Genomic DNA, 24,584 nt, shown 5'->3' on the forward strand with positions numbered 1-24,584 from the left:
CCACACCGCATATTTCGTGTTTTCCCGGTTGCCATGGGGCGCCGGGCCACAGAAGCCGGTCTGGCGGACTCGCTCAACGGGGAGTGGACTATGCGAATCGTGATATTGGGCAGCGGTGTGGTCGGCGTGACGAGCGCCTGGTACCTCGCGCGCGCGGGCCATGAAGTGACGGTGATCGACCGGGAGACCGGTCCCGCGCTCGAAACCAGCTTTGCGAACGCCGGGCAGATCTCGCCCGGCTATGCCGCCCCCTGGGCCGCGCCGGGCGTGCCGCTGAAGGCCGTCAAGTGGATGTTCCAGAAGCACGCGCCGCTCGCCGTCCGGCTCGACGGCTCGCGGTTCCAGCTACAGTGGATGTGGCAGATGCTGCAGAACTGCACGGCCGAACGCTACTCGGTGAACAAGGGCCGCATGGTGCGGCTCGCCGAATACAGCCGCGATTGCCTGCAGGCGCTGCGCGCCGAGACGGGTCTCCAGTACGAAGGCCGCACGGGCGGCACGCTCCAGGTGTTCCGCACGCAGCAGCAGCTCGACGGCGCGGCCAAGGACATCGCCGTGCTCGAGGACGCGAACGTCCCCTACGAACTGCTCGCGCCGGCCGAACTCGCGCGCGCCGAACCGGCGCTGGCCGCCGTCTCGCACAAGCTGACCGGCGGGCTGCGACTGCCCGGCGACGAAACGGGCGATTGCCAGCTCTTCACGACGCGTCTCGCGGCGCTCGCCGAAGGGCTCGGCGTGCGTTTTCGCTACGGCATGCCGATCGACGGCCTCGCCGTGACGGGCGACCGCCTCGCCGGCGTGCAGTGCGGCAGCGAGCTCGTGCGCGCCGACGCGTTCGTCGTGGCGCTCGGCTCGTACTCGACGCAGATGCTCTCGCGCATCGTGAAGATTCCGGTCTATCCGCTCAAGGGCTATTCGATCACGGCGCCGATCGTCGATCCTCAGGCCGCGCCGGTCTCGACCGTGCTCGACGAGACCTACAAGATCGCGATCACGCGCTTCGACTCGCGCATCCGCGTGGGCGGCATGGCGGAGATCGTCGGCTTCGACAAGTCGCTGCGCGCGGCGCGCCGCGAAACGCTCGAGATGTGCGTGAACGATCTGTTCCCGGGCGGCGGCGACACGTCGAAGGCTACGTTCTGGACCGGTCTGCGCCCCATGACGCCAGACGGCACGCCGATCGTCGGCCGCACGCCGCTCGCGAACCTCTTCCTGAATACGGGTCATGGCACGCTCGGCTGGACGATGTCGTGCGGCTCGGGCCAGTTGCTCGCCGACCTGATGTCGGGCAAGCAACCGGCCATCAAGGCCGACGACCTGTCGGTCCATCGCTACCTCGGCGAAACGGGCGGCACGCACCGGCCGGCCTATGCGTAAGTAGTAAGTAAGCGACGGCGGATCGCAGCCAGATGCAAAGACGGCACGCCAAGGCGTGCCGTCTTCTTTGATGGCGCGAAAAAGAAAGAGGCACGCAGTTCGAACTGCGCGCCCCTCTTTCATCCGCTACCCGACGACGTCGGTCCTCACCCGAGCGCGGCGACGAGCTCGGGCACGACCGTGAACAGATCCCCCACGATCCCGTAGTCCGCCACTCCGAAGATCGGCGCCTCCGCGTCCTTGTTGATCGCCACGATCACCTTCGAGTCCTTCATTCCCGCCAGATGCTGGATCGCCCCCGAAATCCCCACCGCAATGTACAACTGCGGCGCTACGATCTTCCCCGTCTGGCCCACCTGGTAGTCGTTCGGCACGTACCCCGCGTCCACCGCCGCCCGCGACGCCCCCAGCGCCGCGCCCAGTTTGTCCGCCAGCGGCTCCAGCACCTGCACGTACTGCTCCCCGCTGCCCAGCCCGCGACCGCCCGACACCACGATCGCCGCGCTCGTCAGCTCCGGACGCTCCAGCTTCGTCACCTCACGGCTCACGAACCGCGACAGCCCGCTCTCCGCCGCCGCCTCGATGCTTTCAATCGGCGCGCTGCCGCCTTCGGCCGCCGCCGCGTCGAACGCCGTCGTGCGCACCGTCACCACCTTCACCGCGTCCGACGACTGCACCGTCGCGATCGCGTTGCCCGCGTACACCGGCCGCTCGAACGTGCCGGCATCCACCACCGCCGTGATCTCGCTCACCTGCGCCACGTCCAGCCTCGCCGCGACCCGCGGCGTCACGTTCTTCCCCCATGCCGACGCCGCCGCCAGAAGGTGCGAGTACCCCCCCGCCACCCCCAGCACCGTCGCCGACACCTCCTCCGCCAGTTGCGCCTCCAGTTGCGGCGCATCCGCCAGCAGCACCTTCGCCACGCCCGCGATCTTCGACGCCGCCTCCGCCGCGCCCCGCGCGTTATGGCCGGCCACCACCACGTGCACCTCGCCGCCGCCGGCCCGGCCGATCTGCTGCGCCGCCGCCACCGCGTTCAGCGTCGCCGCCTTCACCGACGCGCCATCGTGTTCCGCTATCACCAGAATCGTCATTTCTTTCCGCCTCCCCTCACAGCACCTTCGCTTCGGTCTTCAGCTTCTCCACCAGCGCCTTCGCATCCGCCACCTTCACCCCCGCGGCCCGCTGCGCCGGCTCCGATACCTTCAGCGTCTTCAGCCGCGGCTTCACGTCCACCGCCAGGTCCTCCGGCTTCACCGTCTCCAGCGGCTTCTTCTTCGCCTTCATGATGTTCGGCAGCGTCACGTAGCGCGGCTCGTTCAGCCTCAGGTCCGTCGTCACCACCGCCGGCAGCGCAAGCGACAGCGTCTCCGAACCCCCGTCCACCTCGCGCGTCACCGTCGCCCGCCCGTCGGCCACCGTCACCTTCGAGGCGAACGTCGCCTGCGGCAGTTCCGCCAGCGCCGCCAGCATCTGCCCGGTCTGGTTCGCGTCGTCGTCGATCGCCTGTTTGCCCAGAATCACCAGTTGCGGCTGCTCGCGCTCCACCAGCGCCCTGAGCAGCTTCGCGACCGCCAGCGGCTGAAGCTCCTCGTTCGTCTCGACCAGAATCGCGCGGTCCGCGCCGATCGCCAGCGCCGTGCGCAGCGTCTCCTGCGCCTGCGCGACCCCAGCCGACACCGCGATCACCTCCGTCGCCACGCCCGCCTCCCTCAGCCGCACCGCCTCTTCCACCGCGATCTCGTCGAACGGGTTCATCGACATTTTCACGTTCGCGATGTCTACTCCGCTCCCGTCCGCCTTCACGCGCACCTTCACGTTGTAGTCCACCACCCGCTTTACAGGCACAAGAATCTTCATCCACCTACTCCCAAGTTACGGATACGTCATCTGGCGGACATTATAACGACCGCCCCGGACGCGCCGCCCTCCGTCGGGCAATCCGCAGCCCGGGCGGCGTCCCGTCGTTCCGGCGGGACAGGGGGAACGATCATGCGGATCGAACGCCGGCCTACCGATGGCTCAGGCGCCGCACGATCCAGTCCCCGAACGACTGCACGAGCTGCACGAACACGATCAGGATCAGCACGACGGCCAGCATCACCTGCGGCAGAAACCGCTGATAGCCGTAGCGGATGCCGAGGTCGCCGAGCCCGCCGCCGCCGATCGCGCCGGCCATCGCCGAATAGCCGACGAGCGAGACGAACGTGATCGTGAGCCCCGCAATAATGCCGGGCAGCGACTCGGGCAGCAGCACCTTGAACACGATCTGCCGCGTGCTCGCGCCCATCGCCTGGGCCGCCTCGACGAGCCCGCGATCGACTTCGCGCAGCGCCGTCTCCACGAGCCGCGCGATGAACGGCGCGGCCGAAATGGTGAGCGGCACGATCGCCGCGGCCGTCCCGATCGAGGTGCCGACCACGAGACGCGTGAACGGAATCACCGCGACGAGCAGGATGATGAACGGCGTCGAGCGCACCGCATTGACGACCACGCCGAGCGCCCGGTTCAGCGCGAGGTTCTGCAGCACGCCCTGGCGGGCGCTCAGGTAGAGCAGCACGCCGAGCGGCAGGCCGATGCAGGCGCCCGCGAGCCCGGAGATGCCGACCATCACGAGCGTCTCCCAGAACGACTCCACGAACATCCCGAACATTTCATTCCACATGGGACAGCTCCTCCACCACGACGCCCCGCTCGCGCAGCCACGTCATCGCCTCGGCGACCCTGAGCGGTGCGCCGCCCGCCAGCACCGCGAGCGAGCCGAACGCCTGCCCCTGGATCTCGTCGATCTGGCCGTGCAGGATATTGAAGTCGAGCTCGAAGCGCCGGATCGTCTCCGAGAGCACGGGATCGTCCACGCCCGTGCCGGAGAACGCGAGGCGCAGCAGATGGCCGCCGCCGCTCTTGAGCTTCTCCGCCACGCGCGCCTTGAGCGCCGGCGGCAGCTCCTGCGCGATCACGTCGCCGAGCAGCGCGCGCGTCACTTCGTGGCGCGGTTGCAGGAACACGTCGATGACGGGCCCCTGCTCGACCACGCGGCCGGCGTCGAGCACGGCGACGCGATCGCAGACCTGCTTGATGACCTCCATCTGGTGCGTGATGAGCACGACCGTCAGGCCCAGTTCGCGATTGATCCGCCGCAGCAGTTCGAGAATGGCCCGGGTCGTCTCGGGATCGAGCGCGGACGTGGCCTCGTCGGAGAGCAGCACCTTCGGCCGGCTCGCGAGCGCGCGGGCGATGCCCACGCGCTGCTTCTGGCCGCCGCTGATCTGCGCCGGATAGCGGTCGCGCTGCGCCGAAAGGCCGACGAGATCCAGCAGCGGCAACACCGCCGCCTCGATCTGCGCGCGCTTCATGCCGGCCAGCTCGAGCGGCAGCGCCACATTCCCGAACACGGTGCGCGACGACAGCAGGTTGAAGTGCTGGAAGATCATGCCGATTTCGCGCCGCGCCTCGCGCAGCGCGCCGGGCGGCAGCGAGGTGAGCGTGCGGCCGTTCACGACGATGTCGCCTTCGCTCGGCCGCGTGAGCAGGTTGATCGTGCGCACCAGCGTGCTCTTGCCGGCCCCGCTGCGGCCGATGATGCCGAACACTTCACCAGGCGGGATCGTCAGGTTGACGTCGTGCAGCGCTTCGATCCAGCCTTTTGGGCTGGCGAACCGCTGCGACACATTGCGGAGTTCGATCATGGGGAAAAAGGAAACGGCGGATGCACCGCGCCCCGGTCGGCGTAACGCACGGACGCCAGGATGCCGGAACGCCGGCAGACAACCGCCGTTGCTTGACTGGATATCGGGCCGCTCATTCTACGGGAGCCGCCTCATTCCTTTTAATAATCAATCAAGATAATTTCATAACGCAGATAAATTAAGCATCGGGTATCAAACATCAGATGCCGGCCAGCGCGCGCAGATGGGCGACGACCGAGCGGCCCAGCGCCGACAGGTTGTAGCCGCCTTCAAGGCAGCTCACGATGCGCCCTTTCGCGTAACGCGCGGCGATCCCGCTCACCTGGTCGGTCATCCACGCAAAGTCGTCCTCGACGAGGCCCATGTTGCCAAGGTCGTCCTCGCGATGCGCGTCGAACCCGGCCGAGATGAACACCATCTCCGGCTGAAACGCGTGCAGTCGCGGCAACCACTGCCGCTCGACCGCCTCGCGCACTTCCTGGCCCTTCGTGCGCGCCGACATCGGCACGTTAACCATGTTCGGCGCCGGGTTGTCCGCGCCCGAGAACGGATAGAACGGGTGCTGGAAAAAGCTGCACATCAGCACGCGCGGATCGCCGGCAAAGACCGCCTCGGTCCCGTTTCCGTGATGCACGTCGAAGTCGACGATCGCCACGCGCGCGAGACCGTGCACGTCGAGCGCGTGTCGCGCGGCCACCGCGACGTTGTTGAAAAAACAGAAGCCCATGGCCTGGGCCGGCCCGGCATGATGTCCCGGCGGCCGCACGCTGCAGAAGGCGTTTTCGTAGCGGCCCGCGATCACGGCGTCGGTGGCGGCCAAGGCGATGCCCGCCGCGCGCAACGCGGCCTGCATCGTGCGGGGATTCATCAGCGTGTCGGAATCGAGCGCCGTGTAGCCCTGCTGCGGCGCGCTGTTGCGGATGAAGTCGAGATGGGCCCGGGTATGCACGCGCAGCAGATCGGCCTCGCCGGCGAGCGGCGCGGCATCGTCGCGCTCGATCAGCACGTCGACGCGGCTTGCGATCAGTTGGTCCTCGATCGCCTGCAGGCGCGCCGGACACTCGGGATGCCACGGGCCCATCTCGTGCAGCAGACAGTCGGGGTGGGAAAAATAGCCTGTGGTCATGGGTCGTTCATGCTGCGTGCCGGCCGCCGTCGGGGCGTGGGCCGCAGGTCGTCCTCCGTAGCGCGTCGCCCGGTACGCGAGCAATGCCCACGTTACCACAGCGTCCCGGCCAACCCGCGGCGAAAGCCCGGTCGGCACGGGCCCGCGCGGGCAGCGGCGGCATGCTCGGGTATACTGGCCCGGACCCAACTTCGCACAGCCCACCCCGCATCTCATGACGCTCAAGTTCGCCCCGTCAGCATCCGGCCGCCTGCGCACCACGACTCTTGCCATCGCGCTTTGCGCGGCCCTGCCGGGGTGGCCGGGCCGCGCTTTCGCGCAGACGACCGTTCCCCAGCCGCAACTCCTCGCCCAGGCCCAGCCGCAGCCCTCGGTTCCGCACGGCCAGACGTTCGAGGAAGAGATCATCCCGCAGCGTTACGCGAACAACCCGGACGTCGACGCGTTCATCAACGACATGGTGGCGCGCTACGACTTCGACCCGACCGCGCTGCACACGCTCTTCGCGGGCGTCAACTACTCGGCGACGGCCGTCAAGTTCGTCACGCCCGCGCCGGCGCCGCACATCAAGAACTGGTACGCCTACGAGTCGCGTTTCCTCGACCCCGTGCGCATCAACGCGGGCGTGCGCTTCTGGCGCGCGAACCAGGCGGCCCTGCAGCGCGCCTACGACCAGTACGGCGTGCCGCCCGAGGTGATCGTCGGCATTCTCGGCATCGAGACGATCTACGGCCGCTACATGGGCAATTTCCGCGTGATCGACGCGCTGACGACGCTTTCGTTCGACTACCCGAACACGCCCAATCGCGCCGACCGGATGGCGACGTTCCGCAAGAATCTCGAGGACTATCTCGTCTGGACGCGCGACGCGCAGATCGACCCGACGACGGTGTTCGGCTCCTACACCGGCGCGATCGGCATTCCGCAATTCCTGCCGAGCAGCATCGTCCAGTACGCGGTCGATTACGACGGCACGAAACAGATCGACCTGCGCACGAGCGCGGCCGACGCGATCGGCAGCGTGGCGAATTATCTGAAGCAGAACGGCTGGGAAACGGGCCGGCCCGTCATCTGGCACATCGCCGACGATCCCGGCAGCCAGGGCATCGCCCAGGCGGCCGCCGACGGCCAGCCGGCGCCGCACTGGCCGCTTGAGCAACTGCTGCGTTCGGGGCTCCTGCTCAACGAGCCGGGCCTCGACACTCACGCGGAAGCCGGCACGCCGGTCACGGTCGTCGACCTGCCGACGCCGGGCCTGCCGACCCGGTACGTGCTGGGCCTGCAGAATTTTTACGCGCTGACGCGCTACAACCGCAGCTTCTTCTATGCGATGGCCGTCTACGAGCTCGGCATGCGCATCAAGGCGCAGATGCTCGCGACCGAACCGGATACGGGCGTCGGATCGTCCAACGGCGTAGCGGCGGGAACCCCTGGCATCGCTCCGGGCGTGCCGACGGCGCCGCCCCCCGCTCCGGCACCCACCGCCATGCCCGGCATGAACACCCCCGCCACGGGCCTGCCGACCCAGCCGCCCGGCCCCGCCTTCGCGCCGGCCGCACCGGCCGCGCCCGCCGTCCCCGGCACGCAACCGTACTAATCGAATATCGGCCGGAACCGGCAAAGAACGACGGGCCGCGTTACCGCGGCCCGTCGTCCGTATGGAGAACGAAAGCGGAGAGCGAAATCAGGCGGGAAACACGCCCGTCGAGAGATATCGGTCGCCGCGATCGCAGACGATGAACACGATCGTCGCATTCTCGACCTGACGCGCGATGCGCAGCGCAACTTCGCACGCGCCGCCCGACGAAATGCCCGCGAAAATGCCTTCGACCGAGGCGAGGCGGCGCGCCATCGCTTCGGCGGCGGCCTGACTCACGTTTTCCACGCGATCGACGCGGCTGCGATCGAAAATCTTCGGCAGGTAGGCTTCCGGCCACTTGCGGATGCCCGGAATGCGCGAGCCCTCTTCGGGTTGCGCGCCGACGATCTCGATGGCCCCGTTCTGCTCCTTCAGATACTGCGACACGCCCATGATCGTGCCGGTCGTGCCCATCGACGAGACGAAGTGCGTCACACGGCCTTCCGTGTCGCGCCAGATTTCGGGCCCGGTGCCTTCGTAGTGCGCGACCGGATTGTCGGGATTGGCGAACTGGTCGAGGATGATGCCCTTGCCGTCGCGCTGCATCTGCTCGGCGAGGTCGCGCGCGTACTCCATGCCGCCCTTCACGGGCGTGAGCAGAATCTGCGCGCCGTAAGCCGCCATGCTCTGGCGGCGCTCGACCGACAGATCCTCGGGCAGGATGAGCACCATCTTGTAGCCGCGCAGCGCGGCGGCCATCGCGAGCGCGATGCCGGTATTGCCGCTCGTCGCCTCGATCAGCGTATCGCCGGGCTTGATGCGGCCGCGCTGCTCGGCCTTCTTGATCATCGACAGCGCCGGACGGTCCTTCACCGAGCCCGCGGGATTGTTGCCCTCCAGCTTGCCGAGAATGATGTTGTTGCGGCTGCGGATTTCGTCGTCGGGCAGACGGACGAGTTGCACGAGCGGCGTGTTGCCGATCGTGTCTTCAATGGTCTGGTATGGCATAGGTCGTAACGGTGGGACGCGTCGCGTATGCGTCGCGCAGATTCTCGATCGTCCGATTCTAAACCACCCGGCACGCGGGCGGGGCCGGGCACTCTCGGCGCAGCCCGCGTGCAGCGCAGCATTCGCGCCGGGCCGGTATTGCGTTGCAAATCCGCTTCCGCTGTGCGGGCGCGGCACAAACCACGCAAATAGTGAACGGGAACCGTGGTCGCGCACCGCATGCAAAAAAACCCGCGGCGCGGGCCGCGGGCAAGCGCCGCCTCAGCGGCGACTGAAGGAGCCGATACGGGGAAACAAAAAGGAAAGCTGGTGGAAAAACCGATGCGGGAACCCATACGGGAACCCATGCGCCCGCGACGGGGAATGTCCGTGCCGGGCGCCGCCGTTACGCGCATCCCGGTAACAGACGGACGCTACTTCTTCGCCGTCACCGACGGCGCGTGAGCCTGCCCGGCCACCGCCGCCTTGACGCCAGAAGAAGCGGCCGGAGCCCCCGGACCGAAGCTCAGCCCTTCGGCCTGCAGACGCTCGACCGTATGGCCGCCCATTCCCTTGACCCGCTTTCCGAAGTCGCCCGCGTCCTTGAACGGACCGTGTGCCTCGCGTTCGGTGAGAATGGCCTTCGCGCGGGCGGGACCGATGCCCTTGATGCCGAGCAGCGCATCCTCGCCGGCCGTGTTGACGTCCAATGCAGCGAAGGCGTGGCCGAATGCGGCAAGCAACAAGGCCGCTGCGAGCAGTTTTCTGAACATGATTGCGGATCTCCCTGGAACAACTGGCCGGCGACTGCCGCCGGCCAGGAGACCCCAGTGTAGAAAGTACCGCCCGCGAATCACACCTGGCCGGACAGCCAGCGCACGTAACGGTCCACGCCTTCCTGCACCGTCAGGAACGGCGCGTCGTAGCCCGCCGCGCGCAGCCTCGTCTGATCGGCCTGCGTGAAGCACTGGTACTTGCCGCGCAGCGCGTCGGGAAACGGCACGTATTCGATAAGCCCGCGCTGGACCTGCTCCTCGAGCGCGAGCGGCGTCTCGCCGCCGAGCACGCGCAGCGTATTGACGACCGTGCTCGCGATGTCGTTGAACGGCTGCGCGCGGCCGCTGCCGAGGTTGAAGATGCCGCTCTTCTCCGGATGCTCGAAGAAATGCAGGTTCACCTTCACGACGTCCTCGACCGACACGAAATCGCGCGTCTGCTCGCCCGGCGCATAGCCGTTGTATTCGCCGAACAGCTTGACGCGCCCTTCGGCGCGAAACTGGTTGAAGTTGTGAAACGCGACCGACGCCATGCGCCCCTTGTGCGTTTCGCGCGGCCCGTACACGTTGAAATAGCGAAAACCCGCGATCTGGCTCGGCGAGCCCGGCAGCACGCGCCGGATCACCTGGTCGAACAGGAATTTCGAATAGCCGTACACGTTCAACGGCGCTTCTACCTCGCGATCTTCGACGAAACGGCTCGACCCGCCGTAAATCGCCGCCGACGATGCGTACAGGAACTGCGCGCGCTGCGCGAGGCAGGCGTCGAGCACAGCCCGGCTGTAACGAAAGTTGTTGTCCATCATGTAGCGGCCGTCGGTTTCCATCGTGTCCGAGCACGCGCCTTCGTGGAAAACCGCGCGCACGCGGCCGAAGTCGCCGCGCACGAAACGCTCGACGAATTCCGTCTTGTCGAGATAGTCGACGATCTCGCAATCGACGAGATTCCGGAACTTGTCCGCCCGGGTCAGGTTGTCGACGGCGATGATGCGGTCTTCGCCGCGCTCGTTGAGGGCCTTGACGAGATTGCTGCCGATGAAGCCGGCCGCACCGGTGACGATGAGAGTCATGATCGTCCTGCGATAGATGGAAAACGCGCCGCGCCGTCCCTCGCGCCGCGCGTCTGCACGGCCGGAGGATGACGGGCGGCGCCGGTGTCAGTGAAAGAGTTCGTCGTAATCGACGGTGGCGGTGCCGAGCTTGCCGACCACGATGCCGGCCGCGCGGTTCGCCAGCGCGACTGCCTGCACAAGCGGCAGACCCGCGCCCAGCATGACCGCCAGCGTGGCGATCACGGTGTCGCCGGCGCCCGACACATCATACACTTCGCGTGCGACGGCCGGCGCGTGCAGCACCCCGTCGTCGGAGAAGAGCGTCATGCCCTCTTCCGAGCGCGTGAGCAGCAAGGCGGACAGTTCCAGCTCGCGACGCAGACGCGTCACGCGCGCGAGCAGGTCGTCGTCCGACTTCCAGGTGCCGACGACCTCGCGCAGCTCCGCGCGATTCGGCGTGATGACCGTGGCGCCGCGATAACGCTCCCAGTCGTCGCCCTTCGGGTCCACGAGCACAGCCTTGCCGGCCGCGCGCGCGTTCGCGACCATCTGCGTGACGTGCGTGAGGCCGCCCTTCGCGTAGTCGGACATCAGCACGACGTCGTGGTCGGGCAGCAGCGCGTCGAAGCGCGCGAGCCCCGCGAGCAGCACCTCGTGCGCCGGCGTGTTCTCGAAATCGACGCGCAGCAGTTGCTGCTGGCGCGAAAGCACGCGCAGCTTGATAGTGGTCGGCAAGGCGGGATCGCGCTCCAGATGCGCCTGCACGCCGCTGTCGCCGAGCAGCTCGACGATGCGCTCGCCCGGCTCGTCGTGTCCGACCACGCACAGGAGCCCGGCCTGCGCGCCGAGCGCCACCGCGTTGCGCGCCACGTTGGCCGCGCCGCCGAGGCGATCCTCCTGGCGCTGCACGTGCACGACCGGCACCGGCGCTTCGGGCGAAATGCGGTTGACGTCGCCGAACCAGTAGCGGTCGAGCATCACGTCGCCCACGATCAGCACCCGTGCGCCGGCGAGCCGCGCGCGCGGCACCTGGACGACTTCGGGCACGCTCGCCGCGGCGTCAGGCTGCGGGCGCCGGGTGGGTTGCGAACTGGGCATGGGGCCGTCCGATCGAGTGATAGTCAATGCCGAGCTCCGCCATCGCTTCGGGCTCGTACAGGTTGCGTCCGTCGAAGATGCGCGGCGACTTGAGCACGGCCTTCAGATGGGCGAAGTCCGGCGCCTTGAACTCCTTCCATTCCGTCACGACGACGAGCGCATCCGCGCCGGTCAGGGTCTCGTCCTGGGTCGAGGCGAAGTGCAGCCGGGCGAGATGCTCCGGCTTGCCGGCCAGATCGAGGCCGAACACGCGCCGCGCCTCCTCGGTCGCGACCGGGTCGTAGGCGCGCACCGTGGCGCCGCGCGCGAGCAGCTCCGCGATCACGCGGCGGCTCGACGCCTCGCGCATGTCGTCGGTATTGGGCTTGAACGAGAGTCCCCAGACCGCGAACGCGCGGCCGCTCAGGTCCTCGCCGAGCGTGCCCACGATCTTGCCGACCAGTACCTGCTTCTGGTCCTGGTTGACGTCCTCGACCGCTTCGAGAATGCGCAGGTTCTGGCCGATTCCGGCAGCCGTGCGGATCAGCGCCTGGACGTCCTTCGGAAAGCACGAGCCGCCGTAGCCGCAGCCGGCGTACAGGAAGTGATAGCCAATGCGCGGGTCCGAGCCGATGCCGCGCCGGACGGCGTCGATGTCCGCGCCGACGCGCTCGGCCAGGTTCGCCATCTCGTTCATGAACGAGATGCGCGTGGCCAGCATTGCGTTCGCCGCGTACTTGGTGAATTCGGCCGAGCGCACGTCCATGTAGAGCGTGCGCTCGTGGTTGCGGTTGAACGGCGCGTAGAGCCGCTTCATCTTCTCGCGCGCGACGAGCCCGTTCTCGTCCCCGTCGCTGCCGATCACGATGCGATCCGGGCGCATGAAGTCCTCGACCGCCGCGCCTTCCTTGAGAAACTCGGGATTCGACACGACCGAGAAGCGGTGCGGCACGCCGCGCCGCTCGAGCGCCTCGGCCACGACGGCCTGCACGCGCCGCGCCGTGCCGACCGGCACCGTCGACTTATCGACGATCACCTTGAAGTCGTTCATGTAGCGGCCGACATTGCGCGCCGCTTCGAGCACGTATTGCAGGTCGGCGGAGCCGTCCTCGTCGGGCGGCGTACCCACGGCGATGAACTGCACTTCGCCGTGCTCGACGCTCGCTTCGACGTCCGTCGAGAACACGATGCGCCCGGCCGCGCGATTGCGCGCGATGATCTCCTGCAGGCCCGGCTCGTGAATCGGCACGCCGCCGCTGTTCAGGATGTCGATCTTGCGCGGATCGACGTCGAGACAAAAAACGTCGTGGCCGATCTCGGCCAGGCACGCGCCCGTCACGAGCCCGACATAGCCGGTACCGACGATGGTAATTTTCATACACGCTCCGGTAATAATGTGCGATGCGGTTTGCCGGGATGCGAGTCCCGTCCGGCAACGAATTTCGCCCCTGTGCCGGATGCGCCGCTGTAGCGCTCAGCCCGATGCGGGGACCGGTTCGACGCGGCGCGGCGCATAGGTTTCCCAACCGCTGCAGCCCGGACACTGCCAATAGAAAAGACGTGCCCGGAAACCGCAATTCTGGCATGTATAACGTGGCAAATTCTTGGTGCGCTGTTGCAGAAGCGCACGCATCAATTCCAGCTCGCCGCGGCGCGGCTCCTCCGCGCTGGCCTGCTGCGCCTCGAGCAGGCGCGACATGCCCGCGAGGTTGGGCGACTTCTGCATCTGCGCGCGCGCGAGTTCGTGCGCGGCCTCCATGCCGCGCAGCGACGCGACGTACTTGTATGCGATGTCGAGCAGATCGTTGAGCGGATAGCGGTCGACCCAGGACGTCAGCAACTGGGCGCCCTCGTCCGCCCGCCCCAGCGCCTCGCACACCTTCATCGCCTTCTCGGCGACGAGCGGCAGGTAGGCCGGGTTCTGCTCCTCGACGCGGCGCCACTGCGCAAGCGCGGCCTCGGGCGCGCCGGCGGCGGCATCGACGTCGCCGGCGAGGATCGTCGCCCTGACGTTCTGCGGATTGGCCTGCAACGCCAGCGCGAGCTGGCGGCGCGCCTCGTCGGGCTGCTTGCGCTGCAGCGCCTCCTGCGCCAGTTCGCAATGGAACTGCGCGATCTCGCGGTCGAGCGATGCCGCGCCCATCGTCTCCAGTTGACGCGCCGTGTCGATCGAACGGTTCCAGTCCTTCTCGATCTCGTAGATCGTCAGCAGCGCGCGCTGCGCGCCGAGCGCGTAGTCGCCGGCCTTGAGCAGACGGAAGGTTTCCTCCGCCCGGTCGAGCATGCCGGCCTTCAGGAAATCCTGGCCCAGCTCGTAGTGCGCATGGTCGCGCTCCGTCACGGGCAGGTCGGGACGCGACAGCAGATTCTGGTGCACGCGAATCGCGCGATCGGTTTCGCCGCGCCGCCTGAACAGATTGCCGAGCGCGAAGTGCAGCTCGACCGTTTCGGGGTCGAGCTTCGCCACTTCGATGAAGGCGTCGATGGCCTGGTCCGGCTGCTCGTTGAGCAGGAAATTGAGCCCGCGGAAATACGAGCGCGGCAGGTTGGCGCTTTCGGACAAAAGCGTCTTCAGGTCGTAGCGCGACGCCATCCAGCCCAGCGCGAACGCCACGGGAATGACGAGCAGCCACCAGAAATCGAGATCCATGCGAGCGGCGGTGAGTGCGAAAACGGAACCCGCATGCCGGCCGGCGCGCGGGGAACGACAGCTTATGTCAGATGAGCGGAGGCAGCGGCGGCTCGACCACCGGCGCCGGCGTTTCGCGCGCGGTACGCAAATCGCGCTTCAGACGACCGTTCTCGAGACGCAGCCTGAAAAGCGCGGGCAACGCGGACAGCAGCCCGGCGAGCAGACCGACGACGAAGAACGCGAGGCCGATCAGGATCAGCGGGGCCTGCCACGCATACCCTGCGAGGAAATTCAGCGTGGCGGTTTGCGTGTTGGCGAGTGCGAGCACCAGCAGCAGCACGAACACCAGCACACGGATCACCCAGGCAATCAATCTCATGAACGAGTCTCTCGGCAGTTGCGAAACGGAGCCGACGCGACGGCATGTTGCGCCACAGCAGCAGCCGCGCCGAAGTGTCCCGTATTGTAAATGAACGCTCCGCCGCCGGGCAGCCATGGGCCGGCAACACCGTCATCAAACGGGCGAAAAAAAAGCGCCGGCAAAGGCGCTTTTTCTGGATCCATGCGTCTGGCGTTGGCCGCCGGCAACCGCCGGACGACCGGGCGGACGCCTAAATATCGTCGTCCGGTCCGTCGTCTTTCAGCGGCTCGCCCGAACGCCGGTCCACGCGCTCGCGCAATTCCTTGCCGGGCTTGAAGTGCGGCACGTACTTCTCGGGTACCAGCACTTTTTCGCCCGACTTCGGATTGCGTCCGACCCGTGACGGCCGGCGGTTCAGGCCAAAACTGCCGAAGCCGCGAATTTCGATGCGGTGCCCTTTCGCCAACGCGTCGGACATCGCATCGAGCATCGTCTTGACCGCGAAATCCGCATCCTTCAAGACGAGTTGCGGAAATCGCGTAGCCAATTGCGCGACCAATTCAGATTTGGTCATACTTCAGCGAGCCCCCGTGAGGCTTACTGGTTCTGGCCGTCGAGCTTGGCCTTCAGCAGCGCGCCGAGGTTGGTCGTGCCGCTCGCCGCCGCGGTCGTATCGGCGGAGATGCTGCGCATGGCTTCCTGTTGCTCGGCCGAATCCTTCGCCTTGATCGACAGGTTGATGCCGCGCGACTTGCGGTCGATGTTGATGATCATCGCGTTGACCTTGTCACCGTCCTTCAGCACGTTGCGCGCGTCTTCCACGCGGTCCTGGGCGATTTCCGAGGCGCGCAGGTAGCCTTCGACGTCGGCGTTCAACTGGATCACGGCGCCCTTGGCGTCGACCGACTTGACCGTGCCGTCGACGATCGAACCCTTGTCGTTCACGGCCACGAAGTTGCTGAACGGATCGCCTTCGAGCTGCTTGATGCCGAGCGAAATGCGTTCCTTCTCGACGTCGATGCCGAGCACGACCGCTTCCACTTCGTCGCCCTTCTTGTACTTGCGCACGGCTTCTTCGCCCGACTCGCTCCACGACAGGTCGGAGAGGTGAACCAGACCGTCGATGCCGCCCGGCAGGCCGATGAACACGCCGAAGTCGGTGATCGACTTGATCGCGCCGCTGATCTTGTCGCCCTTCTTGAAGTTACGGCTGAAGTCGTCCCACGGGTTCGCCTTGCACTGCTTCATGCCGAGGCTGATGCGGCGGCGGTCTTCGTCGATCTCGAGGACCATGACTTCGACTTCGTCGCCAAGCTGCACGACCTTCGAGGGCGCGACGTTCTTGTTGGTCCAGTCCATTTCCGAAACGTGGACGAGACCTTCGATGCCCGATTCGACTTCGACGAACGCGCCGTAGTCGGTAATGTTCGTGACCTTGCCGAAGAGGCGCGTGCCCGACGGATAGCGGCGCGAGATGCCTTCCCACGGATCGTCGCCCAGTTGCTTGATGCCGAGCGAGACGCGGTTCTTTTCCTGGTCGAACTTGAGGATCTTCGCCGTGACTTCCTGGCCGACCGACAGGACTTCGCTCGGGTGACGCACGCGGCGCCAGGCGATGTCGGTGATGTGCAGCAGGCCGTCGATGCCGCCGAGGTCCACGAACGCGCCGTAGTCGGTGATGTTCTTGACCACACCTTCGACGATCGCGCCTTCCTTGAGCGTCTCGAGCAGCTTCGCGCGCTCCTCGCCCTGGGTCGCCTCGATCACGGCGCGGCGCGACAGCACGACGTTGTTGCGCTTGCGGTCGAGCTTGATGACGCGGAATTCGAGCGTCTTGCCTTCGTACGGCGTCGTGTCCTTGACGGGACGCGTGTCGACGAGCGAGCCCGGCAGGAACGCGCGGATGCCGTTGACCATCACCGTCATGCCGCCCTTGACCTTGCCCGTGATCGTGCCGGTCACGAGTTCATTGTTGTCGAGCGCCTTTTCGAGCGACAGCCACGACGCGAGGCGCTTGGCCTTGTCGCGCGAGAGGATCGTGTCGCCGTAGCCGTTTTCGAGCGCGTCGATCGCGACGGAAACGAAATCGCCCGACTGAACCTCAACCTCGCCCTGGTCGTTCAGGAATTCCTCGATGGGAATGTAGGCCTCGGATTTCAGGCCAGCGTTGACGACCACGAAGTTGTGATCGACACGCACGACTTCGGCGGAGATGACTTCGCCGGCGCGCATGTCCTGGCGGGTCAGCGACTCTTCGAACAGAGCCGCGAAAGATTCGGTATTCGGGGTAGAGGTTTGCAGGTCGGACATAAAAATCTGGATTTGCACGGTTTCCGCGGCTTCGCCGGCTCGCTTGCCGGCGACGATGCCGGAACGCGGGGTTCACGGCCGGAACGCGAAAGCCATACGGGGTTAAAGGGTTTAAACACGCTCCGCTCGCGCGAAGCACCTACTGCCGTACTCGTACTGCCGGTTACTGCTGCCGGTGGCCGGCGTCGTGCTGACGCGCCGCCCCCGGTAATGCCTGATACCACTGCACCACCTGATCGACCGCCTGGTCGGCCGACAGCGCCGAGGTATCGAGCAGCCTTGCATCCGCCGCGGGCTTGAGCGGCGCGGCCGCGCGCTGACTATCGCGCTCGTCGCGCTCGCGCAAATCCCGGAGCAAGTCATCTATATTAGCAGAAAAACCTTTTTGCATCAATTGCTTATGCCTGCGGGCCGCACGGGCCTCGACGCTCGCGGTCAGAAACACCTTCAGCCCTGCGTCCGGAAAGATGACCGTGCCCATGTCGCGCCCGTCGGCGACGAGCCCCGGCGGCTTGCGGAACGCACGCTGCCGCGCCACCAGCGCGGCGCGCACGCCCGGGTGAGCGGCGATCACCGAGGCCCGGTTGCCGATCGCCTCGGCGCGGATCTCGGCCGATACGTCGGCGCCGTCGAGTTGCGCCAGCCCCTCGCGGAACGTGATGTGAAGGCCGTCGATCAGCTTCGCCAGCGCGTCGGCGTCGTCGGGCGACACCGCATAGCGCACGCTCGCGAGCGCCGCGAGCCGGTACAGGGCGCCGCTGTCGAGTAAATGGAAGCCTAGCTGCGCCGCGACGAGCGCGGCCACGGTGCCCTTGCCCGAGGCGGTCGGGCCGTCGATCGCGATGACGGGAGTCGGGTGAAAGGGACGGGTCGATTTCATGGGACGGATGATGGATGAAGCAGTTGCCCGGCCGCTCAGGGCTGCGCGAGCTCGAGGAAACGCTCGAAATAATCGGGGAACGTCTTGCCGACGCACTTCGGATCGTTGATGCGCACCGGTACGCCGCCCAGGCTGACGAGCGAGAAGCACATCGCCATCCGGTGGTCGTCGTAGGTGTCGATGACGGCGTTCGGCGTCAGGCGCGCCGGCGGTTTCACGATCAGGTAGTCCTCGCCCTCGGTCACCCCCGCGCCGACCTTGCGCAGCTCGGTCGCCATCGCCGCGATCCGGTCGGTCTCCTTCACGCGCCAACTCCCGATGTTGCGCAGCGTCGTCGCGCCGTCCGCGAACAGGGCCGCCACCGCGATCGTCATCGCCGCGTCGGGAATCAGGTTGAAGTCCATGTCGATGGGATCGAGCCTGCCGGTGTCGTTGCCGACGCCGCGTACCTCGATCCAGTCGTCGGCCATCGTCACGTTCGCGCCCATGCGGCCGAGCGCCCCGGCAAAGCCGACGTCGCCCTGGATGCTCGCGCGCCCGACGCCCTCGACGCGCAGCGGTCCGCCGCCGAGCACGCCCGCCGCGAGAAAGTACGACGCCGAGGACGCGTCGCCCTCCACCATGATCCGGCCCGGCGAGCGGTAACGCACGCCGGCCGGCACCATGAAGCGTCGCCATTCCTCGCGCTCGACCGTCACGCCGAAGCGCGCCATGAGCCGGATCGTGATCTCGATGTAGGGCTTCGAGATCAGCTCGCCGTCCACCTCGATGACCGTCACGCCGTCCCCGCGCACGAGCGGCAGCGTCATCAGCAGCGCGGTCAGGAACTGGCTCGACACGTCGCCACGCACGCGAATCGGCGCGCCGACGGAAATCGGCGCGGCATGGATGCGCAGCGGCGGATAACCCTCTTTCCCCTCGTAGTCGATCTGCGCGCCGATCTGCCGCAAGCCGTCGACGAGGTCGCCGATCGGCCGCTCGTGCATGCGCGGCACGCCGTGGATCCGGTACTCGCCGCCGTTGGCCGCGAGCGCGGCCGTGAGCGACCGCACCGCCGTGCCGGCGTTGCCGAGGAACAGGTCGGCCCGCTTCGCGGTGAACGCGCCGCGGGCGCCCGGCACGACACAGGTATCGCCGTCCCGACGCAGCCGGATGCCGAGCGTCGTCAGCGCGTCGAGCATGACCCGGGTGTCGTCGGAGTCGAGCAGGTTCGTGATCGTGGTTTCGCCTTCGGCCAGCGCGGCGAGCAGCAGCACCCGGTTCGAAATGCTTTTCGAGCCGGGCAGACGAATCGTGCCCGAGGCACGGGAGAACGGTCCGAGATCGAGGTATTCCATGGGCGAAAAGAGGTCCAGGGTCTGTCGTGTCGTATGTATCAGGCAGGGTAAGGCAATGGCCTACTTTTCCGGGGTGCCGGCCGCCTTGCCGGCCGCGCCGCGTTCGCGCCATGCCGCGCGGGCCGTGCGCGAGCGCGCGAACACCGCTTCGAGCGCGGCGCCGTCCGCTTCGTCGATAGCCCGGCGCAACTGCGCGAGCACGCCGGTGTACGCGTCGAGCTCCGCCAGCAGCGCCGCGCGGTTCGCCACGCAGATGTCGCGCCACATCTCGGGGCTCGACGCGGCGATCCGCGTGAAATCGCGAAAACCGCCGGCGGCGAACGAAAATTTCAGTTCGGCGTCCGGCGAGCCGAGAATCTGCTCCACGAGCGCAAAAGACAATACATGCGGCAGGTGACTGACCGCCGCGAACACGCGGTCGTGCTGTTCCGCCGGCATCCGGCCGACCAGGGCTCCCGTCGCCCGCCACATCGCGGCGACGCGCTCCACCGCTTCGGGCCGATTCTCGGGCAGCGGACACAGCACGACGTTGCGGCCCACGTACAGGTCCGGCAGCGCTGCGTCGACGCCGCTCGATTCGCGGCCCGCGATCGGATGGCCCGGCACGAATTGCGCGCTGCGTGCGCCCAGCGCCGCGCGCGCGGCCTCGACGACGTCGCTCTTGGTACTGCCCGCATCGGTCACGACGGTTCCGGCACCGAGGCGCGGCCCGATGCGTTCGAGCAACGCCCGAGTCTGCGCGACCGGCGCGGCCAGCAGGACGACGTCGGCGCCCGCGAGCGCGTCGTCGAGCGCCGCGTCGTCGTCGAGCGTCGCCGCCGCGTCGATCACGCCGAGTTCGAGCGCGCGCGCGACCGCCCCCGGGTGCCGGCCGACGCCGATCACGCGGCCGCCGCGCGCGCCGCGCTCGCGCAGCGCGCGCGCGAGCGATCCGCCGATCAGTCCGACGCCGAAAATCACCAGTTTATTGAAGGAAAAGCCGCTCACGCGCGTCACATGAAAAAAGAAGGGGCCTCGCCGACAACTCAGGTCGCGGCAAGCGCGCGCTCGAGCGCCGCGAGAAACGCCTCGTTCTCCTGCGGCAGGCCGATCGTCACGCGCAACCATTGTGGCAGACCGTAGCCGCCGACCGGCCGCACGATCACGCCCTGCTTCAGCAGTTCGAGATTCACGCGATCGCCGGAGCCATCGTCGTCGCCCACGCGCACCAGCACGAAGTTGCCGTCGGACGGCACGTATTCGAGCCCGAGCCGCGCCAGCGCCGCCGTCACGACGCGATAACCCTCGGTATTGAGCGCGGCGCTCTTCTCGACGAATTCGCGGTCGTTGAGCGCCGCGATCGCGGCCGCCTGCGCCAGCGAATTCACGTTGAACGGCTGGCGCAGACGGTTGAGCAGATCGGTCAGCTCCGGCTGCGCGATCGCGAAGCCGATGCGCAGCCCGGCGAGCCCATAGGCCTTCGAGAACGTCCGCGACACGAGCAGGTTCGGATAGCGGCGCGCCCAGGCAATCGAGTCGTAGCGCTTTTCGGCGGCCAGATACTCGGTGTAGGCCTCGTCGAGCACGATCGCCACGTGGCGCGGCACTTTCGCGATGAAGGCCTCGAGCGTCGCGCCGTCGACGAACGTACCGGTCGGATTGTTCGGATTGGCGATGAAGACGAGGCGCGTGTCGTCGGCGATGGCCGCCAGCATCGCGTCGAGATCGTGGCCGTACTGCTTCGCCGGCGTCACGATCCCGCGGGCGCCCACGCCCTGGGTCGCGAGCGCGTAGATCGCGAACGAGTACTGCGAATAGACGATCGACTGGCCCTTCTCCACGAACGCATGGGCGGCGATCTCCAGGATGTCGTTGCTGCCGTTGCCGAGCGTGATCCAGTCGGGCGACACGTCGTAGCGGGCCGACAGCGCGGCCTTGAGCTCGAAGGCGTTCGAATCCGGGTAGCGCCCGAGTTCGGCCGCCGCCTGCGCCATCGCGCGCTGCGCCGATTCGGGAATGCCGAGCGGGTTCTCGTTGGACGCGAGCTTCACGATGCGCGCCTCATCGAGCCCGAACTGGCGGGCCACCTCTGCAATCGGCTTGCCGGCGACATAGGGCGCGATGCCGCGCACGTAGGAAGGACCGAACTTCGTTGTCATGAAAACTCCGGGAAAACAGAATCCACTTATTTATATCGGGCGCAGGTTGCCGATGCGCGGCGGCCGGGCTGGGCCGCCTGACGGGCTAACAGGCTAACGGGCGCGCGGGTACGAACCGAGAATCTTGAGGAACGCGGCCATCTGCTCCAGCTCGGCGAGCGCGGCGGCGACCGGCGCATCGTCGCGATGCCCCTCGAGATCGATGTAGAAGTAGTACTCCCACGTGCCGACGCGCGCCGGACGCGACTCGAAGCGCGTCATCGAGACGCCGTGCCGCGCGAGCGGCTCCAGCAGACGGTGCATGGCGCCCGGCTCGTTCTTCACGGAGACGATCAGCGAGGTCTGGTCGTGCCCGCTCGCGCCGACCGGCGTCTTGCCGACGATCGCGAAGCGCGTGCGGTTGTGCGGATCGTCCTGGATCAGCGCGTGGACGACCTGCAGCCCGTAATGGATCGCCGCGCGGTCGCCCGCGATGGCGGCCACGGTCGGATCCGCGGCGGCGAGGCGAGCGGCCTCCGCGTTGCTCGACACGGCCTGGCGCTCGAGCTGCGGCGCGTTCGCCGACAGCCATTGCTGGCACTGGGCGAGCGCCTGGGGGTGCGCGCACACGCGCGTGACGCCCGCGAGACTGCCGCCGAGCGTCAGCAGATTGTGATGGATCGGCAGCGCCAATTCGCCACCGATCGTGAGCTGCGTCTCGCGCAACAGGTCGAGCGTGCGCGAGACCGCGCCTTCGCTCGAGTTCTCGACCGGCACGACGCCGAATTCGGCCGCGTCCGCCTCGACCGCGCGGAACACCTCGTCGATCGACGGGCACGGCAGGCCCTCGATCGACTGGCCGAAATACGCATGCATCGCCTGCTCGCTGTAGGTGCCGACGGGGCCGAGGAACGCGGCCTTGAGCGTCTTTTCGAGCGCGCGGCTCGCGGCCATGATCTCGCGCCAGATCGCACCGATGTGTTCGTCCGCGAGCGGCCCGGCGCTCGCTTCCTGCAGCCGCGCGATGACCTGCAGCTCGCGCTCGGGACGAAACACGGGCGCGTTGTAATGCTTCTTGACCTCGCCCACTTCGAGCGCGACCGCGGCGCGCTGATTCAGCAGCACGATCAACTGCGAGTCGATCGCGTCGATGCGCTCGCGCAGCGGCTTGAGTTTTGAGTTGAGTTCGTCGTCCATGCGTGAAACCGGCAGTCTCTATTGAATGCACGCGGGACAGAGCCCGCTTCGCGCGCTTAGGCGTGTCGTGCTTCGAATTCCTTCATGTACTCGACGAGCACTTTGACGGCCTCGAGCGGCACCGCGTTGTAGATCGACGCCCTCATGCCGCCGACGGACTTGTGGCCCCTCAGTTGCACCAGCCCGCGCGCCTTCGCGCCAGCCAGAAAATCCTGGTTTCGCGTCTCGTCGGCAAGGAAGAACGGCACGTTCATGCGCGAACGCGCATGGCGTTCCACCTTGTTGACGTAGAAGCTGCTCGCGTCGATCGTGTCGTAGAGCAGCTTCGACTTCTCGATGTTGCGCGCCTCGATGGCGGCGAGGCCGCCCAGGCGCTTGATCCACTTGAACACGAGCCCGGCGATGTAGATCGCGTAGGTGGGCGGCGTGTTGAGCATGGAGTTGTTCTCGGCGACCGTCTTCCATTCGAACGCCGACGGACAGATCGGCATGGCCTGCTCGAGCAGATCCTCGCGCACCATCACCACGGTCACGCCGGCCATGCCGATATTCTTCTGCGCGCCCGCATAGAGCACGCCGTACCTGGCGACGTCCATCGGCCGCGACAGCAGATGCGACGAGGCGTCCGCGACGAGCGGAATATCGCCGAGATCGGGAATGTCGAAGCACTCGACGCCGTCGATCGTCTCGTTCGTGCACAGATGAACGTATGCCGGATCGTCGGACAATTGCCATTCGGCTCGCGCCGGCGCGCGCGTGAAGCCGTCCGGGGTCCGCCCCGTCGCGACGATGCGCGACTCGCCGTACTTCAACGCTTCCTTCTGCGACTTCTGCGACCACGACCCCGTGATCACGAAGTCGGCGCGCGGCTTTCTGCCGAACAGATTCAGCGGCACGATCGCGTTCTCGCCGATTCCGCCGCCCTGCAGCATGAGAATGCGATGGCTTTCCGGCACGGCCAGCAGTTCGCGTAGATCGGCGAGCGCCTCGGCGTGGATCGACATGAACTCGGGACCGCGATGGCTCATTTCCATCACGCCCATTCCGCTGCCGTGCCAGTCCAGCATTTCGTCGGCCGCCTGGCGAAGCACTTCCTCGGGCAATGCCGCAGGTCCGGCGGAAAAATTGAAGACACGCATTGCAAGAAGTCCCCGAAGGCAGGCACCGTGGCGAAAAAAGACCGAAAAACCGCGCCCAAAAGAAAATGGCTGTCGGCGCATATCGCGCAAACAGCCATTATCGCACTGTCGCCCGGCCCCCGCCAACGCGGTGCCCGGGTTCCGGGGCGCGCCCGGCCAGGTGGCCGGCGCGCCCGCCTGCGTGCCTTTACTGGCGTTACTTGCCCGGCTTGATCGCGGCCACTTCGCGATCCGCCTCGGAACGCGTCGCCTGGATCGATTCCGGCATGTACTTCTGCATCAGGCCGTTCACGACGTCGCGGCCCACCTGGTCCTGAACCTGGATGAACTTGCGGCCGGTCGGGCTGCGATAGAACGTCGTCAGATCCTTGATTTCCTGCGTGGTGTAGTACCGCGCATAGGCCTGGAACTGGGCCTGCATCGCATCCTGGCGGAACGCGTCGGTCGTGAACACCTGGCCCGCCGAGTCGACGAGGCGCGGCACGGCGTTCTGCTGCAGCGTCGGCACCGACGCCTGCTTCTGCTGGTCGGTCAGCGTCTTGTTTTGCGTCAGCGCGTCGGACAGGATGGCCGGCACCAGTTGCTTGGCCTGCATTTGCGCGCTGCTGCCGATCGCACCGACGAGCCGCTGCGCGTCGATGGCCTCGAGCAGATCCCTGATCGCGGCCTGCTTGGCCGGATCGACAGGAACCGGGGCAGGAGCAGCGGCCGGCGCCGGGGCCGGCGCCGCATCGGCTGCCGGCGCCTGATCCTGGAGCGCCTGGGCCATCGCGAAAGTCGGTACGAGCGCGGCCAGCAACACTACCTGCTTGAATCGTTTTTGCATCATTAGTCCCTTAGAGAAATTAGTCTCACCACCTGCCGCGCGGATCGCGGGGCGCGCCCCAAACGCGCCCGCCGCCCCTCTCGCCCGGCATCGTCCCTGCGGCCGCCGCTTCGTTACGCGAA

24 protein-coding genes are annotated in these 24,584 nt (G+C 67.2%); 3 read left to right on the forward strand and 21 right to left on the reverse strand.

From position 1 onward, the window contains the following. The first annotated feature begins 90 nt into the window (after positions 1–90). Positions 91–1,377: a D-amino acid dehydrogenase gene (locus tag CY652_RS14270; protein WP_102131346.1), complete on the forward strand. Its 1,287-nt coding sequence runs from the start codon at positions 91–93 to the stop codon at positions 1,375–1,377. A gap of 146 nt (positions 1,378–1,523) precedes the next feature. On the opposite strand, the gene CY652_RS14275 is transcribed toward CY652_RS14270, so the two are convergent. The 5 genes from CY652_RS14275 to CY652_RS14295 form a co-directional block, all read right to left on the reverse strand. Next, complete coding sequence (locus CY652_RS14275) at positions 1,524–2,471, reverse strand: electron transfer flavoprotein subunit alpha/FixB family protein (protein ID WP_102131347.1); 948 nt, start codon at positions 2,469–2,471, stop codon at positions 1,524–1,526. A 16-nt stretch (positions 2,472–2,487) separates the two neighbouring features. Next, on the reverse strand, positions 2,488–3,237 hold the full coding sequence (locus CY652_RS14280; RefSeq protein ID WP_102131348.1) for an electron transfer flavoprotein subunit beta/FixA family protein: 750 nt from the start codon (positions 3,235–3,237) through the stop codon (positions 2,488–2,490). Between the two features lie 151 nt (positions 3,238–3,388). Continuing rightward, positions 3,389–4,042: a methionine ABC transporter permease gene (locus CY652_RS14285; RefSeq protein WP_102131349.1), complete on the reverse strand. Its 654-nt coding sequence runs from the start codon at positions 4,040–4,042 to the stop codon at positions 3,389–3,391. Then, positions 4,032–5,066 carry a methionine ABC transporter ATP-binding protein gene (locus CY652_RS14290; RefSeq protein WP_102131350.1) on the reverse strand — a complete coding sequence of 345 codons (1,035 nt, stop codon included), beginning with the start codon at positions 5,064–5,066 and terminating at the stop codon, positions 4,032–4,034. Before CY652_RS14290 ends, CY652_RS14285 begins: the two co-directional genes overlap by 11 nt. A 199-nt stretch (positions 5,067–5,265) precedes the next feature. Then, on the reverse strand, positions 5,266–6,192 hold the full coding sequence (locus CY652_RS14295; RefSeq protein ID WP_102131351.1) for a histone deacetylase family protein: 927 nt from the start codon (positions 6,190–6,192) through the stop codon (positions 5,266–5,268). A gap of 214 nt (positions 6,193–6,406) precedes the next feature. Here CY652_RS14295 and mltB point away from each other — a divergent pair, with 214 nt between their 5' ends. Then, entirely contained in the window at positions 6,407–7,789 is a 1,383-nt protein-coding gene (mltB, locus tag CY652_RS14300; protein ID WP_258002321.1) for a lytic murein transglycosylase B, read from the forward strand. Between the two features lie 87 nt (positions 7,790–7,876). Here the strand turns inward: mltB and cysM are convergent, their stop codons facing one another. The 7 genes from cysM to CY652_RS14335 form a co-directional block, all read right to left on the reverse strand. Beyond that, a complete protein-coding gene (gene cysM / locus CY652_RS14305) occupies positions 7,877–8,779 on the reverse strand; it encodes a cysteine synthase CysM (protein WP_102131352.1) in 903 nt (300 codons plus the stop codon). 413 nt (positions 8,780–9,192) lie between these two features. Continuing rightward, the gene (locus CY652_RS14310) at positions 9,193–9,531 is read right to left on the reverse strand and encodes a ComEA family DNA-binding protein (protein WP_102131353.1); all 339 of its coding nucleotides are present in this window, start codon (positions 9,529–9,531) and stop codon (positions 9,193–9,195) included. An 80-nt stretch (positions 9,532–9,611) separates the two neighbouring features. Beyond that, positions 9,612–10,604, reverse strand: a complete 993-nt coding sequence (gene rfaD / locus CY652_RS14315) for an ADP-glyceromanno-heptose 6-epimerase (protein ID WP_102131354.1) — start codon at positions 10,602–10,604, stop codon at positions 9,612–9,614. A gap of 87 nt (positions 10,605–10,691) precedes the next feature. Then, the gene (gene rfaE1 / locus CY652_RS14320) at positions 10,692–11,684 is read right to left on the reverse strand and encodes a D-glycero-beta-D-manno-heptose-7-phosphate kinase (protein WP_102131355.1); all 993 of its coding nucleotides are present in this window, start codon (positions 11,682–11,684) and stop codon (positions 10,692–10,694) included. After that, complete coding sequence (locus CY652_RS14325; protein WP_102131356.1) at positions 11,647–13,041, reverse strand: UDP-glucose dehydrogenase family protein; 1,395 nt, start codon at positions 13,039–13,041, stop codon at positions 11,647–11,649. Before CY652_RS14325 ends, rfaE1 begins: the two co-directional genes overlap by 38 nt. A 96-nt stretch (positions 13,042–13,137) precedes the next feature. Next, complete coding sequence (gene lapB / locus CY652_RS14330) at positions 13,138–14,313, reverse strand: lipopolysaccharide assembly protein LapB (RefSeq protein ID WP_102131357.1); 1,176 nt, start codon at positions 14,311–14,313, stop codon at positions 13,138–13,140. Positions 14,314–14,380: 67 nt separating this feature from the next. After that, complete coding sequence (locus CY652_RS14335; protein WP_102131358.1) at positions 14,381–14,674, reverse strand: lipopolysaccharide assembly protein LapA domain-containing protein; 294 nt, start codon at positions 14,672–14,674, stop codon at positions 14,381–14,383. A gap of 44 nt (positions 14,675–14,718) precedes the next feature. Between CY652_RS14335 and CY652_RS24060 the strand changes: the two genes are divergently transcribed. Continuing rightward, complete coding sequence (locus CY652_RS24060) at positions 14,719–14,910, forward strand: hypothetical protein (RefSeq protein WP_146010109.1); 192 nt, start codon at positions 14,719–14,721, stop codon at positions 14,908–14,910. Here the strand turns inward: CY652_RS24060 and CY652_RS14340 are convergent. The 9 genes from CY652_RS14340 to CY652_RS14375 all read right to left on the reverse strand — a co-directional run bounded on the left by CY652_RS14340 (position 14,907) and on the right by CY652_RS14375 (position 24,462). After that, positions 14,907–15,230: an integration host factor subunit beta gene (locus CY652_RS14340; protein ID WP_102131359.1), complete on the reverse strand. Its 324-nt coding sequence runs from the start codon at positions 15,228–15,230 to the stop codon at positions 14,907–14,909. The two genes, CY652_RS24060 and CY652_RS14340, sit on opposite strands and share 4 nt — an antisense overlap. A gap of 23 nt (positions 15,231–15,253) precedes the next feature. Then, entirely contained in the window at positions 15,254–16,984 is a 1,731-nt protein-coding gene (rpsA, locus tag CY652_RS14345; protein ID WP_102131360.1) for a 30S ribosomal protein S1, read from the reverse strand. Between the two features lie 145 nt (positions 16,985–17,129). Then, positions 17,130–17,846, reverse strand: coding sequence for a (d)CMP kinase (cmk, locus tag CY652_RS14350; protein WP_102131361.1), 717 nt, complete (start codon positions 17,844–17,846; stop codon positions 17,130–17,132). A gap of 35 nt (positions 17,847–17,881) precedes the next feature. After that, the gene (aroA, locus tag CY652_RS24860) at positions 17,882–19,183 is read right to left on the reverse strand and encodes a 3-phosphoshikimate 1-carboxyvinyltransferase (RefSeq protein ID WP_258002322.1); all 1,302 of its coding nucleotides are present in this window, start codon (positions 19,181–19,183) and stop codon (positions 17,882–17,884) included. Positions 19,184–19,243: 60 nt separating this feature from the next. Continuing rightward, positions 19,244–20,179 carry a prephenate dehydrogenase gene (locus CY652_RS24865; RefSeq protein WP_258002323.1) on the reverse strand — a complete coding sequence of 312 codons (936 nt, stop codon included), beginning with the start codon at positions 20,177–20,179 and terminating at the stop codon, positions 19,244–19,246. A gap of 29 nt (positions 20,180–20,208) precedes the next feature. Beyond that, the gene (gene hisC, locus CY652_RS14360) at positions 20,209–21,321 is read right to left on the reverse strand and encodes a histidinol-phosphate transaminase (RefSeq protein ID WP_102131362.1); all 1,113 of its coding nucleotides are present in this window, start codon (positions 21,319–21,321) and stop codon (positions 20,209–20,211) included. A gap of 93 nt (positions 21,322–21,414) precedes the next feature. Then, positions 21,415–22,497 (reverse strand): prephenate dehydratase, encoded by a 1,083-nt coding sequence (pheA, locus tag CY652_RS14365; protein WP_102131363.1) that lies wholly within the window; start codon positions 22,495–22,497, stop codon positions 21,415–21,417. Positions 22,498–22,553: 56 nt separating this feature from the next. Continuing rightward, the gene (gene serC / locus CY652_RS14370; RefSeq protein WP_102131364.1) at positions 22,554–23,636 is read right to left on the reverse strand and encodes a 3-phosphoserine/phosphohydroxythreonine transaminase; all 1,083 of its coding nucleotides are present in this window, start codon (positions 23,634–23,636) and stop codon (positions 22,554–22,556) included. Positions 23,637–23,832: 196 nt separating this feature from the next. Further along, positions 23,833–24,462, reverse strand: a complete 630-nt coding sequence (locus CY652_RS14375; protein ID WP_102131403.1) for a DUF2059 domain-containing protein — start codon at positions 24,460–24,462, stop codon at positions 23,833–23,835. Positions 24,463–24,584 lie beyond the last annotated feature (122 nt).

Source organism: Burkholderia sp. WAC0059, from assembly GCF_002870125.1.
Taxonomy (GTDB): Bacteria; Pseudomonadota; Gammaproteobacteria; order Burkholderiales; family Burkholderiaceae; genus Paraburkholderia.